Origin of the sequence: Levilactobacillus hammesii DSM 16381, from assembly GCF_001434395.1 — a bacterium.
GTDB lineage: Bacteria > Bacillota > Bacilli > Lactobacillales > Lactobacillaceae > Levilactobacillus > Levilactobacillus hammesii.
This window is the reverse complement of sequence record NZ_AZFS01000060.1, coordinates 68,029-82,149: the sequence shown is the minus strand read 5'-3', so window position 1 is coordinate 82,149 and position 14,121 is coordinate 68,029. Positions and strand designations below refer to the sequence as shown.

Here is a 14,121-nt window from a genome sequence, read left to right as displayed (position 1 = left end):
TCTCAGGCCGCAGGCGGTCCCCACAGCAGCCGGAATCTCTGGCAGCCGCAGGTGACTGCCCTTCACTATTTCAATGGCCTTGAACCAATCAGCGAAAACCAATATGAACTGCTATATTGGCGGATAGCCCCATTCAATATCGCCCAAGTGAGCTAAAACTAGCTTGCCGTCGCCTGGTCTTCTCGAATGATGGCCATGAAGGCATCGCCATACTTCTCCAGCTTGCTTTGCCCGACCCCTTTAACCGTAAGGAACGCCGCTTCATCCTGTGGCAAGACCTCGCACATGGCGTGCAACGACCGGTCGGAGAAAATCACAAACGGTGGCACATGTTGCTCTTCCGCCAAACGACGGCGGAGCTCACGCAATTTGCCAAACAGCTCATCATCCACGGGTGCCAAGCGCTTCGCCTGACGCGCCATCTTCCGAAAAACCTGTGTCTCGCCCTTCAGAACCGCCGCGCCCTCTTGGGTGATGGCCAGCGTTGGGTATTGCCCGCCGACACTCTGTAAATAGCCGGCAGCCGTGAGGAAATCAATCAGCTCCCCTACGCTCTTTTGACGCTGACCATTCATGATGCCATAGGTCGAAAGTTCTTCCAAATGATTCTCGCGAACGCGCTGATTATGAGCGCCCGTTAAGACTTGAGCGACCACGCCCTTGCCAAAACGCGACCGTAAACGAACCACACAGGAGAGGACTTTTTGCGCCGCCACCGTAATGTCTTGGGCCTCGCGGTCGTCACGGCAGTTACTACACCGGCCACATGGCGACGAGGTTTCCCCAAAGTAGGCCAAAATGAACTGTTGCAGGCATCCCTGCGTGTTGGCGTACTGGCTCATCACCTGTAATTTTTTATATTCTCGCTGCTTATTCGCTTCATCCCGCTCGGACTGATCGATGAAGAAATGTTGAATCTGCAAATCTTGGGCTCGGTAAAGGAGGATCGCTTCACTCGGCAGACCGTCCCGGCCAGCACGCCCCGCTTCCTGATAATAAGCCTCTAACGTGCCCGGCACCTGGGCGTGAATCACAAACCGCACGTTGCTCTTGTCGATCCCCATACCAAAGGCGTTGGTCGCAACCATCACCTGAATCCGGTCATAGAGAAAGTCTTCCTGATTTTGCCGCCGCTCCTCATCACTTAACCCGGCATGGTAGGCCGCCGCTTTGACATGATGCCGCGTTAATAGCGTGGTCAGCCGGGTCACTTCCTTCCGCGTACTGGCATAGATGATCCCCGTCTCGCCTTGATTCACTTTCAGGTAATCCAAGATAAACCGGTCGGTATCCTGATCCTTAACCACCGTCAAATCCAAATTATCCCGCGCAAATCCCGTATTCACTTCATTCTGCGGATCAATCCGAAGTTGATGACAGATGTCGGTGGCCACTTGTTCGGTGGCCGTTGCCGTCAGCGCCAAAACCTGGGGCTGTGTGGGCAACTGCTCGATCGCCGTGCTCAACGCCAAATAACTGGGACGGAAATCGTGGCCCCATTGGGAAATACAGTGGGCTTCGTCGACCGCTAACAGGTCAATCGGTAACTGCCCCAGTGCCTGCAGGAACGCCGCCGAATCCAAGCGTTCTGGCGCCACATAAAGTAATTTATACGCGCCATTGTGCAGCCCCGCCAGCCGTTCCTGAATGTCCGGCCACTCAACGGAACTGTTAATGAACGTTGCCGGAATCCCGCTATCATTCAAGGCGTCAACCTGATCCTTCATCAAGGAAATCAGTGGTGAAACCACGACGGTAATCCCATCAAACAGGAGTGCCGGAATCTGATAACACAGGGATTTCCCGCCACCCGTCGGCATAATAGCCAGGCTGTTTTGCCCCGCCATCACGTGTTCAATGACGGCGCGCTGTCCGGGACGAAATTCATCGTAACCGAACGTTGTTTTTAAAACTTTTTGTGCTGCCGTTAAATCCATCACTGTTTACCCCTTTTTCTCAATGCTTCCATTCTACTGGCAAACGGCAGTCGACACAACCGAACGGCATGGCGAACAGACTATTTTCACAAATTACCCTGAAATAGTTGACAGCTCATACATATTAGATTATAGTAAATTAAATCGTACGCAACTTAATTGGAGGAACCAATCATGAAAGATTCAGACATGACGCTGGCGAACCAACTTTGCTTTTCGATGTACCACGCAAGCCGCCTTTTCATCAAATTTTACCAGCAGGCCTTACAACCATTTGGCCTGACTTATCCGCAATACTTGGTACTTTTGGCGCTGTGGGAAGAGGATCGCCAGCCCCTCCACGCTTTAGGTGAACAACTGGACTTTGGGAGTAACACCCTCACACCATTGCTCAAACGAATGGAAAATAAGGGGTGGCTCACCCGTGAGTTAGCAAGCTCCGATCACCGGCAGTTAATTATCCAATTGACCGAAACCGGGAGAACGAGTAAAACTGAGATCTTCAAATCGATTCGCGTCTGCGTTCGTCAGCAGGATATTGACCCCGCGGATTACCAGGGCATGTTAGCCCAAAATCACGCTTTGATTGACACTTTGGAAAAAATGCTGAATTAGCATTTTTATTTTAACTGATTAGTCGCACACGACCATTTTTCTTATGGTCTCCACTAGAAAGAGGTTTTTTATTTAATGATTCAATATGATGTCGCATTTATCGGAAGTGGCCGTGCCACCTGGCAGGCTGCTATTACGCTACGAAAGGCTGGTCAATCAGTCGTTCTCATCACAAAGGCTCCAAATGCCGACTCGGGTAACGATACCCAGCGTCTGCTAGATGACCCGACACTGATAACCCCCGTCGCGCAACACCAGGACAGCCAGACTACCGACCTTAGTTGGCAGAGCTTTACGGCCGACAAGCGCCAGGTCAACGCTGCCCTTTCCGATCAAATGACGGCACGTTTTGCTCAACTCGGTATCGCTGTCATTCACGGTACGGGAATTCTCATGGGTCAACACATGATTCAAATCGGCAAGCAAAAGATTCTGGCCATCAATATCGTTTTAGGCACCGGCCAACACGCCACCAAACCCGAGATTGCCGGCAAGGAATTCCTGCATGATCGTCAAGACTTCTTAAGCCTCGACCGCCTGCCAGCCCACCTGACCATCATCGGCGCCGGGGTGATGGCCTTGGAATTTGCCTCACTGGCCCTACAACTCGGCACGATGGTCACCATTCTCACTCACGGGAGCCGAGCCGCCAAGGCGTTCGCTCCCCGGTACGTCACCAAGCTACTGATCCACCTGCGAGCAGCCGGTGCGGACATCCGCTTCCACGAACCCGTAAAGACCGTGGCGGCCACAACAGACGGCTACACCGTGACGACCGAGAGTGGGCTGACCGTTCAGACCGACTACGTTCTGGCCGCTACTGGCCGCCACCCCAACGTGTCCCGACTGGGTTTGGAAAATGCCGGCATTCACACGAATCGTCAGGGAATCATCGTTGACGACCATTTACGGGCCAATGGCGCTAATATCTACGCCATCGGTAACGTGGTGGCCAAGTCAGTCGCCAAATTGACGACGACCACCACCTTTGAAGCCAACTACATCGCGGCGCAAATTCTCGGTAAGACCGCGGCCATTAGCTACCCGACAACGCCCAGTGTTCTCTTGACCCTACCTCGCATCGCCCAGGTCGGCATGCGAGCAGCCGAAGCCGCCGGCAATACCAATTACCACATCGTCCGCGTCCCTTACGGCAAGCGCCTGAAAGGTGAAACCGCGGCGGAAATGACCGTGGTGTTGGATAACACGCAGCACTTGGTGGGCGCCGATCTCTACGGCATGGCGGCCCCCGATCTCGCAACAATTTTGACCATGGTCATTAATCAGCGACTAACCGCCACTGACCTAACGCCAATGCTCAGCGCCCTTCCCACACCAATTCAAGGAATTCTCGAGACCTTACTGCCGTACTTAACGCCGGCGATGACGGAAAATGTCGTCCGATTAGACGCTTAATTTAACGCGCTCACATGTTGATATCCTAATGGCAAAGTCGAAATCGGCTCTTTTCAGAACTCTTGTGTTCTCTGAAAAGGCCGTTTTTTGCGTGATGTTTCCGCTTCTATCCCCTCGAAACGGACACTAACAGATAAATACCCCCGCCCGCTAAGTTAAGCCACCGCCGCTACTGAGCCTTACCAACCCGTTTTGGCCGTGAATCATGGGATACTAGCCTTGATGAGTGACTTCACGATTGGGGGCGTGGACAAATGACACAGCGGTTAAAAATCTATAATGGCCTGGTGATTTTCTTGGCACTGACATCCATAGGTCTCGTCATTCTCGACCTATCCGGGCTAATCCGGCTCAGCGCCCAGCCGTGGTCGTGGATCGACCATGGTATTCTGGCGGCGTTCACCGTGGATTACGGGGTCCGTTTTTGGCGGGCCCCTCACAAATGGGATTTCTTTCGCCACAACCTCTTTGATCTGATTGCCATTCTCCCGCTGACCAGCCTCTTTAGCTTCTTCCGTTTAGCGCGACTGACCCGTATTTTCCAGCTTTCTCGGTTGTTTCGCTTCGTTCGGCTAGTGGGGTTCATCGGCAAACTGCGGCGGCCCCTCAGTGTCTTTTTGAAAACTAATGGTTTCATCTACCTGGTCTGGGCGAGCCTGGCCATCCTGATTCTGGCGGCGACCCTCTATTCCTTCGCTGAACACGTTTCCTGGGACGAAGCCCTTTGGTGGGCCATCGCCACGGCCTCAACGGTGGGCTACGGCGACATTGCCCCACACACTAGCATCGGTAAGTGGGCGGCCACCCTGCTCATGCTGGTAGGTATCGGCTTTATCGGTGCCCTCACCAGTACGATTACCACCTACTTTGCCCACCGTGGTGAGATCGATCGCTATCAGCAGCTCCAGCAGCAACTGACCACGATCGAACAACAAAATGCGGAGTTGAAACGTCTCTTGAAGACAGCGCCACATGACCACGACGATTCCTAGAAATTCCCGTGGAACTGACCAACCACTTCAATGCACCCCCTTTCAATGCTATAATGTTTTTTAAAAGGAGTGCTGTATTCATGACGAAGAGAATTAAAGGTTCATGTACCACCATTTTAGTAGGGAAAAAGGCGTCCTTAGACGGTTCCACCATCATTTCACGAAACGATGATGGCCACGAAGCCCTTGACCCCGAACGGTTCGTTGTCGTCAACCCTGACGATCAACCCCGCGACTACCAAGCGGTCATCAGTGGTGTTAAGATCAGCTTGCCTGACAACCCACTGCGTTATACGTCCATTCCAAACTCTATCTTAACCAATGGTATCTGGCCCGCTGCCGGAATCAACAGTGAAAATATCGCGATGTCCGCCACGGAAACCATTACCACCAACTCACGCGTACTGGGCATCGACCCTTACGTTGCTGGCGGTATTGGCGAAGAAGACCTGGTCACGTTGGTTCTGCCATACATCCACAGTGCTCGTGACGGTGTGAAGCGTCTAGGTAGCCTGTTGGAAGAATTCGGGACCTACGAACCAAACGGGATTGCCTTCTCCGACAACAACGAAATCTGGTGGTTAGAAACCATCGGTGGTCATCACTGGGCTGCTAAGCGGATTCCAGATGACGCCTACGTGGTGGCACCTAACCGCATGAATATTGATGACTTCGACTTCAGTGCCGAAGACACCCTGGCTTCAGATGACTTGGAAGACTTGATTGCTAAGTATGATCTGAACCCTGACTTTGATCACGTTAACCTGCGTCACATCTTCGGTAGCGCCACGATCAAGGACACGGTCTACAACAACCCGCGTGCTTGGTTCGGTCAAAAGTACTTCAACCCTGAAATCGAACACGATCCCCAGGACCAAGACTTGCCATTTATCTGCCACGCCAACCGGAAGATTTCGATTGACGATGTGAAGTTCGTCCTGAGCTCGCACTACGAAAACACGAAGTACGATGTTTACGGTAACGGCTCCGAAGATGACAAGACGTTGTTCCGCCCAATCGGGATCAACCGGAACCACGACGTGCACATCCTACAAATCAGAAATAACGTGCCCGACAGCATCGCCGGGATTCACTGGTTAGCCTTTGGCGCTAACACCTTCAACACGGTCGTTCCTTTCTACGCCAACGTTGATGACACGCCAGCTGCCTACAAGGATGCCGATGGCACGTTCAACATGAACCACATGTACTGGTTGAGCTGCACTACGGCCCTGCTGGGTGACACGGACTACAGCCTGTACGAAGACTTCCGGAACACGTTCGCTTTGGAAGCCATGGCCGCTTACCGTCAGATCCAACACGAAACGGATGCTGCCATTGTCGATGGTGCCAACACGGATATCTTAAAGGAAGCCAACGAGAAGCTTTCCGACGAATCCTTCACCCGTCAGACCAAGTTACTCGGTGACATGGTGACGTTTGGTTCCGAACACATGAAGTTACGTTACAACTTGAACGACTAAATCTATACACTTAGTGGCCCACCGGCAATTAGCTGGTGGGCCACTTTTTTTGTCTCAATTTGAAGGTTAACCCTATAACCACAGTTGCTTTGTCATGATCGCAGGCTGAAGGTCGGACTAACGCCGTCAACCTGCGGCTGTCAGAGATTCCGCCTGCTGTGGGGACCGCCTGCGGCCTGAGGAGCGGTCCTCCGGCTCGGTTTGAAGCCCGGAAATTCACCGGTCTCCAAACACGCCCCACGCTGTAAGCCGAGAATCGGCTAACACCGTCGACACAGCTGGCTCCATCTCTGCCCTCCTCCGGTTTAAGATCGTCTTTGAATAGAATATTAGTTGAACCACCTGATGTATTGGCATTAGTCAATAGTAATTGACGACTTCCGTGTAGCCGAGAGTGAATCAAGTTTGGGCTCAGCCGTGGAATTTTCAAGTGATCTTCTTAAAAATGGCGACTTGCAGACGTGTCCTTCGGCTTCAAGCGAGGCTAGAGAACGCTCTGTAGCTCTGGCCGTCCTGCCCACAGCGTTCCAGCTCAAATTTGGCGAACGGTCCAAGTTGTCTATTATTCTTGTCACACCTGCTATCTTTGAGCTCAAAATTTCAGTTCATATTCAAACGTCAATTTCTTGTAGTAGTCTTGCTCAATAAAGTCGGTCGGCCGTACCTCACCAGGCTTCATATCAAAATAAGCAATATCAGCTAACTTCAACATCTGGTAAACGAACTGCGAACAGAACATGATATTGGGCTTGGCGGAATGCTTAGACACTAGGCCAATCATGTTATAGGCACTGCCATCGCGGTTAATCTCAGCAATCTTGTTTCTAATAAACGTCTTCTGGGCCACAGTGACTGGCAAACTATAGACCAGAATAGACGCCCCTGTCTTCTGATGGAAGAATTCCAGTGTTTCCGCGTTCATCCCCGGCGGATAAACGTTGTCGCCGCCGTTGTAGCTAATAATCGTTGCGAGGTCCCGGTCAAAGGCTAGTGAGACGTGATTAAACTGTTTGCGGGTGAACACCGAAATCATTTCACTCGCCGCGCTTCCCGTGTTCGATACCGCCAGATACAGCTTTTCATCGTTCAACGTCGCCTCGACTGCCTCAAAATAGGCCGGTGTCAGCGTACCATGATTGATGTAGCGAACCGAGCTATGGCGTGGCAGATCGTCAATAATTGTTTTCACGTGCGCCACAGAAACTTTGTCCTTCACTTCCGCCACCCCACTCATCAGGTTGCTGAGGGTGTCTGCGCTCTGCCGCAATTCGTCAAAGCTCACCGTCGCCGCCTCTTCCACGGTAGGCAGATAGAAAACCGTCTGATTGTTTGTCGTCACGAACCGTTCAACCCATAACGGCAATACCACCGCTACGACGCCAACGAGTTTCGTAACGAAATACATCGGCGACATCCCACGCAAAGGAAAGACGACGGCTGAGACAAAGATAATCTGGATGACCATCAGTAAGCTATACGCGACGGTCAATCCAATCTTAGCGACGTACGGAAACTGGGCCAACCAAGTGCGTAATATCATCACCGCTGCTAAGTAAAGGTAGACGATGATGATAATGGGTTGATTGGCAAATAAGTACAGACACACTAAAAGCAACCACCCCATCCCCTGAATCTTAATGGATTGAAAATAATCAATAATTGCGTTCATAAAGAACCTTCCTTCACCCAAATTCGTTGCCCACATTGATCAATCAGACAACATCAAGTTCACTAACTTGGCTATGACACAATAGAGTTAGTATATCATAGCCGATTTTCTCTCATCCTATTGAAAAAAAGTGAGACTGAAACCGAAAAATTTTCGTTAGTATTAGTGAGCGCAAAAAAACAGCCACCCGAGTTGCGGTGGCTGCCAGATGTTTCATTTAAATGATGTTTGACGTTATTTTACGGATTCTGCAATCGCTGCATTCACAGCGGCTTGTTCATCCTTAATCAGGTTAACCCGCGTCTCAATCACCTTGATATCCATCGTGATTTCACGCGTTAAACCTGGCGTGTTAATCTTTGGTTCAAAGAAGGCTTTGAATTCGGCCAAACGGTCCGCCGTCCGGAAGACCCGTGAGATGACCGTGATGTAGGTCGTGAATTCCATGTCCCCACCAACGGTATCTTCGAGCCATTGCCAGTCGTTACGAATCCAGTCCCAAGCGGCCTGTTCGCCCTTGCTGTTGGCCAGAACCCCACGGAACCAAGCCCGCAAGTCTTGTGGCTTCACCGTGTCGGCATCTTCGAAGGCCACGATTAATTTGGCAATCAAAGCGGCATCTGTGGTGCTAGTCAGGGCGGCACTCAGGTCGGCCTTGTAACTGGCATCGGTGGATTGCCGGTAAGCAGCCAGTAACGTGTCGAACAAGGCGGCACTTCCGAAGTTTTTAACCTCGTTGGCCAGAATCAATGGCCGCGTGGCAGCTGGCAACCCCGCCAGGTTGTCCTGGTGCGTCGTGAACTGCTCGTGGGCAGCGGCAACCGCGTCAGCATTGTGGGCAAACAGCGCGGCACTCAAGACCGTTGGCCGTGATAGTTCGTCATCAATGTCATCAGTCGCACGTGGTGTCCAGCCTAAGCGAGCCACCTGCTTGGCACTGAGTTGATCGTAGTAGGCCTTGATCTGCTTTTCATCAGCGGAGTCCGGCGTAACAAACTTCCGTAAGTTGCCCGCTACCGTGTAAAGGGCACTCGTGACCACCGTGTACTTGCTGTCGGCAAATTGCTTCAGCAAAGGTACCACCGCGGCGTAGAAGATCCGCCGACCCTCGGCCAATAGCCGCAAATCTTGGAGTAATTGTAATTGTGAAATTTCATCCAGCGTGTTGACGTTGGCCAAGATGTCCTGCAGGAGCGTGTCATCATACTGCACGATAAAGTGGGAGTTGTTCCCCACGTTCAGGCGGAATGGTTCACCACTGGCTTGACGTAAGGCTTGGTAGTCACCCAGGTCGAGGCTCTGATCCTTCAGTAGCGTTGGGACAGCGTCATAGTTGCTGTTCAACGGAATCTGCCACTGGCGACCGGCGTCCTGACCTTCACCCACGAAGAATTGTTGTTGGGCAATGGTCAACTTCCCGTCAACGACCTTGGCCGTGACCACCGGATAACCGGGTTGTTCCAGCCAAGAATTCATGATAGCACCAACATCCAGGCCAGAAGCATCACCCAGCGCGGACCACAGATCGGCCCCCTTGGCATTGCCATACTTGTGCGCCGTGAAGTACGCCTTCAAACCGGCACGTAAGGCATCGTCACCGATTAAAGCACGGACCATGACCAGCATCCGAGCCCCCTTAGCGTAAACAATGGCACTGTCAAACAGCGCATCGATTTCGGCAGGGTCTTCGACTTGGACGTGGACGGATTGAACACCATCGGTGGCATCCCGTTGCAGAGCCATTGGCACATCGCCGGATTGGAACGCGTCCCAGGCACCCCAGGTTGGTTCGATGGCGTCGATAGCGACGTATTCCATCATGTTGGCAAAACTTTCGTTCAACCAGAGATCGTCCCACCACTTCATCGTGACCAAGTCACCGAACCATTGATGGGCCAGTTCATGGGCCACCACCGTTGCGACCCGCAACTTCAGGTCAAAGGCCGTGTTGTCGGGATCGATCAGCAGGTAGGCTTCACGATACGTGACCAGGCCCCAGTTTTCCATGGCGCCGGCAGAAAAGTCGGGTAAGGCCATTTGCCAGGAATGTGGAAGTGGATATGGTGTCTGGTAGAAGTCTTCGTAGAATTCGATGGAGCGCTTGGCAATGTCCAGGGCGAAGTCAAGTTCCTTGGCCTGGTGAGCCTTGGTGGCAAAGACACCGACTTGCACACCACTCTTGGTGGTCGTCAGCTTGCTTTGCATTTCCCCAAAGGCAAACGCGATTAAGTAGGAAGACATCCGCACGGTCGTGTCGAAGTAGTGCACGCCGTTTTCGGTCTTCACCTCAGGCATGTTGCTAATGATCGTTTCACCTTCGTGTTCGTCGAACTTGATGGCCAGGTCGAACGTGGCTTTGGCTTCGGGTTCGTCGACACAAGGAAAGGCCTGCCGAGCAGCGGTGGTCTCAAACTGTGTCCCGATGATCTGCTTCTTTTCGCCGTTGATCTCGTAGTAGGACGGGTAGATTCCCATCATACTATCCGTTAATGGCGCGGTGAAGTCGATGGTCAACGTGGTGTCGCCGGTCTTCCCCAGGTCAATATGAATGCCCTCGGTCTGATCGTCAAAGGTAAAGGGCACAGCTTGCCCATCGGCCTTAACGGCACTGATCGTCATGTATTTTTGATGGATAGCGATGTTGGTTGCCTTGGCATCCCCCGTAATGGTGGACGTCCCGGCAATTTGCTTCGTTGCCCGATTAATATCTAAGTAAACGTTGTAATGTTTAGGTTGGAATAATTCGTAGAAATGTGTGGATTTTGCCATGATTGCCTCCTGAATTATTAGAATATCCTCATTATACACTTTTGTACGCGAGATGCCGCGTCATCTGTTACCACGATCATCCTTCTGCGTTCAACGGTCACTATCCCCTAACCAGCGTTGCACTTCCACAGCGGTCGTCCGCCGGGTGAAGCGCTGACCACTCTGCCAATTGATCGTCGGATAGTCTGTTCGCAACTGACGTACCGCCTGATGAATCGGGGTCGAACTCGAGGTACAGAAGGTCCACACCGGCTTCCCGTGGAAATTGTGGGCCTCCAACAAGGTATTCACTACCCGGGGCATCTGACCCCACCACAGCGGTGCCCCGAGATAAATCGCGTCAGCCGTGGCCAACAACTGGTCATCGATTGACTGGATCGCTGGCCGACAGGTGGCATCATTGCTTTCGACTGACGTGCGACTTGTCGCATCGTGCCAATCACGATCTGCGGCAGTGTACGGCGTCTGCGGACGCACCGGCACTAAGATGGCATCGTGTGCGGTCGCTAATTTCTGGGCCACAGCAGCGGTGTGCCCGGTACTTGAAAAGTAGAGGACGATGGGTTGTTTCATGATGGTTTGCCTCCTTATATTGGGTCTTTCCCTCAGTTTACCGCAAAAAAACAAATAACATTGAAATAACTTTACCGCTTTCTTATTCAAAAGATTAGCATCTAAAGTTGAATGACAGCCTACTCCCCTTGCCTCATCTAAAAAAAGAACCAATCTACATCAGCGTAGAATTGGTTCCCTCATGGAAAAGTGATAAATCCGCACTGCGACCACACCAATCCGACAAGTCATCGATTGATTTTTCTCAGTTCGTTTTATTCTTGTTCATTAATAAGATGCTGCAAATACTCTTTTGCGCGATACTTATTAACCGTGTTCAGTTTTTCATACAGTCCTGTGATTTCCCAACTATTTAGCCCCAGCAAGTAACTGACATCTTCATCCAGTGCTTCAGCAAACACTTCCACTTTATTTAGTGGGAAAGTTCGCAATTTACTCTCATATCTGGACAACGTTGATTTTGCTATGCCCGTTTCTCGTGCCAGTTCAGAAAGTGAGATCGCTTTATCCATTCGAATTTTAATAATCAAGTCGATAACTTCTTCGCTCGTCCTAACGATCCTCACCCCCTGACTAATTGTATGCAGTATACCAAAAAAGTTCCCACACATAAACTTTTGATGCGAAGCTGGAACGTTTCGTTGACAATTGGGAACGATAACGGTATTGTTTATTGGTGAAAAGGAGGCTGGATACATTGGATTTTGACTTAAGAAGAATCAAAGCAGAACGCGTTGCGGCCGGTATCACACAGGCTGAGATGGCGCAACGTTTGGGGATGAGTCGTAGTTCATACTGGAAGCGTGAAGCCGGCACGGTTCCCATCGATGTCAAAGAATTTGCGTCCATCCTCACTGTCATTGGAATCGATCGAGACAATCTCTCGATTTTTTTTAAGCCTTAGTTGTTCCCAAATGGCAACTTTTCGTACTTTTTGGAGGTGGAGACATGGACGACATTCAGACGATGTCTAAGGAGTCATTGTTGGATACACTTTCCGTTTTGGACAAGGCGGAGAGGATTTACGAGGAGGCGCTCAAAAAGAAAAACACGATTAATAGTAACTGGCAACGTCAGACTAATGAAACGGCTGACAAGCAATACAAGAAGCGCGTCTGGGAGATCACAGGGATTATATCGCTTCCTATTGTTTTGCCTGTTCTCATGGATGACATAAATTCAGGAGGACTCAATACCGTAGTCAGCTTCTTTATCATGTGGGGCATTAACTGGTTGTTCTACAAGCTAATTGATAAGATTTTCAACATTCAATCGCGGTATCACAATCACTATTTGCGTAAGCACACCACTGCCAGTCCAAATGTGATGAATCAGCTACATACGGTGCAATCGGACATCACCTACAATCAGAGCGGCTTACAAAAACTAGCAGCATCGATCAATTACCCGGATCGTTACCTCTATAATTATGACCCAGCCCGACTCTTCGATATCGTTTCTGTTGGTCGTGCTGACACGTTCAAGGAAGCCCTCAACGTCCTGGAGACTGATAAATATCACGATCAGATGAAGCAAACGTCGAACCTAACCTATCAATCTGCACAACAAGCAGAAATGGAAGCTCGCGCGGCCAAGGGATGGGCCGTTGCCGCAGCTTTCTTTGCTGCCAATAGTAATAGACGTTAGACACGCCCATTTGAGTATCACATGTTTAGCAAATTTACACCTGCAATCACTTATAGCTATAAATAATATGTTTTCTAAGGAAGATGACCATGTTTCATAAATTCAAAACCTTTTGCTTACTCATAGTATTAGCAACCATTACAATCTTTGCTATATCCACACCTACCACGGCCCATGCGGCTAAATGGCATCACATTACTTATCAAGGAAAAACGTATCATTCAAAATATACGATTAAGCAAATGCGCAAAAAATATCACTTAAAATACCAAAAGACCTATCACGGGCATGGTGTGATGCGGTACTCAACCACCTATAACCTCTTTTTGGCGATTGTTCACAACCCACACACTGGCCATTGGGAAAGTGGCCACTGGCTCAGTGGTAAGACAATCAAGGGGAACTATGCGATGTTTGTTAGCCAGCCAACGGGCGATGGCAGCATCGTCGATTACCAGAACATGGTTAGCTTAACCAACGGCCATCGCTACACAGCACATGACAATTAACCACCAGGAAAACGATCATCGGGGATTTAAATAAGGAGGAATATTATGAATAAAATTGTTAAAGGACTCGCAGTCACAAGTTTAGCTCTAGCCAGTTTCATCGGCTTAGCAGTCACTCAACCAACTACTGCCAATGCTTCAAAGGTTCACTACATCAAGTGGAACAAGCCGATGAAGCACCATCAGGTTGCCGTCAACGGCCGAAAGTCTGCCTGGAAAGGTTACACGTTAAAGAAGGTTTCCAACAAGCATTACCGTTTTAGAACTGCCGCTAAGCTTAGCAGTACTAAATATCAGGTAAGCTTTCTGACCACACTCCGGCATGCCAAAATTGATCACAGCATCTATTATCAAGTTCGGATTGGTAAAAAAGGACAAGCTATTTGGGTTAACCGCCACTACCTGACGGGCTGGTTCAAGGGAACCACTACCAGTCAAAAGGCAACGAAAAAAGCCGGTAAGACTAGCAATTCAGCTAAAGCGCGTCAAAAACAAGCTAAGTCTACTACG

13 protein-coding genes are annotated in these 14,121 nt (G+C 50.5%); 8 read left to right on the top strand and 5 right to left on the bottom strand.

Features of this window, described 5'->3' with window-relative positions:
- Positions 1 to 158: 158 nt before the first annotated feature.
- The gene (gene recQ / locus FD28_RS08075; RefSeq protein WP_057734411.1) at positions 159 to 1,937 is read right to left on the bottom strand and encodes a DNA helicase RecQ; all 1,779 of its coding nucleotides are present in this window, start codon (positions 1,935 to 1,937) and stop codon (positions 159 to 161) included.
- A gap of 174 nt (positions 1,938 to 2,111) precedes the next feature.
- On the opposite strand from recQ, the gene FD28_RS08070 reads away from it, so the two are divergent.
- The 4 genes from FD28_RS08070 (at position 2,112) to FD28_RS08055 (ending at position 6,444) form a co-directional block, all read left to right on the top strand.
- Entirely contained in the window at positions 2,112 to 2,552 is a 441-nt protein-coding gene (locus FD28_RS08070; protein ID WP_057734409.1) for a MarR family winged helix-turn-helix transcriptional regulator, read from the top strand.
- Positions 2,553 to 2,627: 75 nt separating this feature from the next.
- Positions 2,628 to 3,968 carry an FAD-dependent oxidoreductase gene (locus tag FD28_RS08065; protein ID WP_057734407.1) on the top strand — a complete coding sequence of 447 codons (1,341 nt, stop codon included), beginning with the start codon at positions 2,628 to 2,630 and terminating at the stop codon, positions 3,966 to 3,968.
- A gap of 254 nt (positions 3,969 to 4,222) precedes the next feature.
- Positions 4,223 to 4,960 (top strand): potassium channel family protein, encoded by a 738-nt coding sequence (locus FD28_RS08060; RefSeq protein WP_057734405.1) that lies wholly within the window; start codon positions 4,223 to 4,225, stop codon positions 4,958 to 4,960.
- Between the two features lie 80 nt (positions 4,961 to 5,040).
- A complete protein-coding gene (locus tag FD28_RS08055) occupies positions 5,041 to 6,444 on the top strand; it encodes a C69 family dipeptidase (protein ID WP_057734403.1) in 1,404 nt (467 codons plus the stop codon).
- Positions 6,445 to 7,036: 592 nt separating this feature from the next.
- Here FD28_RS08055 and FD28_RS08050 read toward each other — a convergent pair.
- The 4 genes from FD28_RS08050 to FD28_RS13315 all read right to left on the bottom strand — a co-directional run bounded on the left by FD28_RS08050 (position 7,037) and on the right by FD28_RS13315 (position 11,967).
- Positions 7,037 to 8,113 carry a hypothetical protein gene (locus tag FD28_RS08050; protein ID WP_057734401.1) on the bottom strand — a complete coding sequence of 359 codons (1,077 nt, stop codon included), beginning with the start codon at positions 8,111 to 8,113 and terminating at the stop codon, positions 7,037 to 7,039.
- Between the two features lie 234 nt (positions 8,114 to 8,347).
- Complete coding sequence (locus FD28_RS08045) at positions 8,348 to 10,882, bottom strand: M1 family metallopeptidase (protein WP_057734398.1); 2,535 nt, start codon at positions 10,880 to 10,882, stop codon at positions 8,348 to 8,350.
- Between the two features lie 90 nt (positions 10,883 to 10,972).
- Entirely contained in the window at positions 10,973 to 11,455 is a 483-nt protein-coding gene (locus tag FD28_RS08040) for a flavodoxin (RefSeq protein WP_057734397.1), read from the bottom strand.
- Positions 11,456 to 11,709: 254 nt separating this feature from the next.
- The gene (locus FD28_RS13315; RefSeq protein WP_162255551.1) at positions 11,710 to 11,967 is read right to left on the bottom strand and encodes a helix-turn-helix domain-containing protein; all 258 of its coding nucleotides are present in this window, start codon (positions 11,965 to 11,967) and stop codon (positions 11,710 to 11,712) included.
- 185 nt (positions 11,968 to 12,152) lie between these two features.
- Here FD28_RS13315 and FD28_RS08030 point away from each other — a divergent pair, with 185 nt between their 5' ends.
- The 4 genes from FD28_RS08030 to FD28_RS13390 form a co-directional block, all read left to right on the top strand.
- On the top strand, positions 12,153 to 12,359 hold the full coding sequence (locus FD28_RS08030; protein ID WP_057734394.1) for a helix-turn-helix domain-containing protein: 207 nt from the start codon (positions 12,153 to 12,155) through the stop codon (positions 12,357 to 12,359).
- Positions 12,360 to 12,403: 44 nt separating this feature from the next.
- Positions 12,404 to 13,102 carry a hypothetical protein gene (locus FD28_RS08025; RefSeq protein WP_057734392.1) on the top strand — a complete coding sequence of 233 codons (699 nt, stop codon included), beginning with the start codon at positions 12,404 to 12,406 and terminating at the stop codon, positions 13,100 to 13,102.
- A 242-nt stretch (positions 13,103 to 13,344) separates the two neighbouring features.
- The gene (locus FD28_RS13250; RefSeq protein ID WP_157059871.1) at positions 13,345 to 13,611 is read left to right on the top strand and encodes a hypothetical protein; all 267 of its coding nucleotides are present in this window, start codon (positions 13,345 to 13,347) and stop codon (positions 13,609 to 13,611) included.
- A 45-nt stretch (positions 13,612 to 13,656) separates the two neighbouring features.
- On the top strand, positions 13,657 to 14,121 hold a 465-nt coding region (locus FD28_RS13390), incomplete at its 3' end, for a GW dipeptide domain-containing protein (RefSeq protein ID WP_202813061.1).

Coding starts and splice junctions, on each gene's coding strand:
- FD28_RS08055 (WP_057734403.1), top strand. CDS start 5,041: ATGACGAAGAGAATTAAAGGTTCATGTACCACCATTTTAGTAGGGAAA.
- FD28_RS08025 (WP_057734392.1), top strand. CDS start 12,404: ATGGACGACATTCAGACGATGTCTAAGGAGTCATTGTTGGATACACTT.
- FD28_RS13315 (WP_162255551.1), bottom strand. CDS start 11,967: ATGGATAAAGCGATCTCACTTTCTGAACTGGCACGAGAAACGGGCATA.
- FD28_RS08045 (WP_057734398.1), bottom strand. CDS start 10,882: ATGGCAAAATCCACACATTTCTACGAATTATTCCAACCTAAACATTAC.
- recQ (WP_057734411.1), bottom strand. CDS start 1,937: ATGGATTTAACGGCAGCACAAAAAGTTTTAAAAACAACGTTCGGTTAC.
- FD28_RS08050 (WP_057734401.1), bottom strand. CDS start 8,113: ATGAACGCAATTATTGATTATTTTCAATCCATTAAGATTCAGGGGATG.
- FD28_RS08060 (WP_057734405.1), top strand. CDS start 4,223: ATGACACAGCGGTTAAAAATCTATAATGGCCTGGTGATTTTCTTGGCA.
- FD28_RS08040 (WP_057734397.1), bottom strand. CDS start 11,455: ATGAAACAACCCATCGTCCTCTACTTTTCAAGTACCGGGCACACCGCT.
- FD28_RS08065 (WP_057734407.1), top strand. CDS start 2,628: ATGATTCAATATGATGTCGCATTTATCGGAAGTGGCCGTGCCACCTGG.
- FD28_RS08070 (WP_057734409.1), top strand. CDS start 2,112: ATGAAAGATTCAGACATGACGCTGGCGAACCAACTTTGCTTTTCGATG.
- FD28_RS13250 (WP_157059871.1), top strand. CDS start 13,345: ATGCGCAAAAAATATCACTTAAAATACCAAAAGACCTATCACGGGCAT.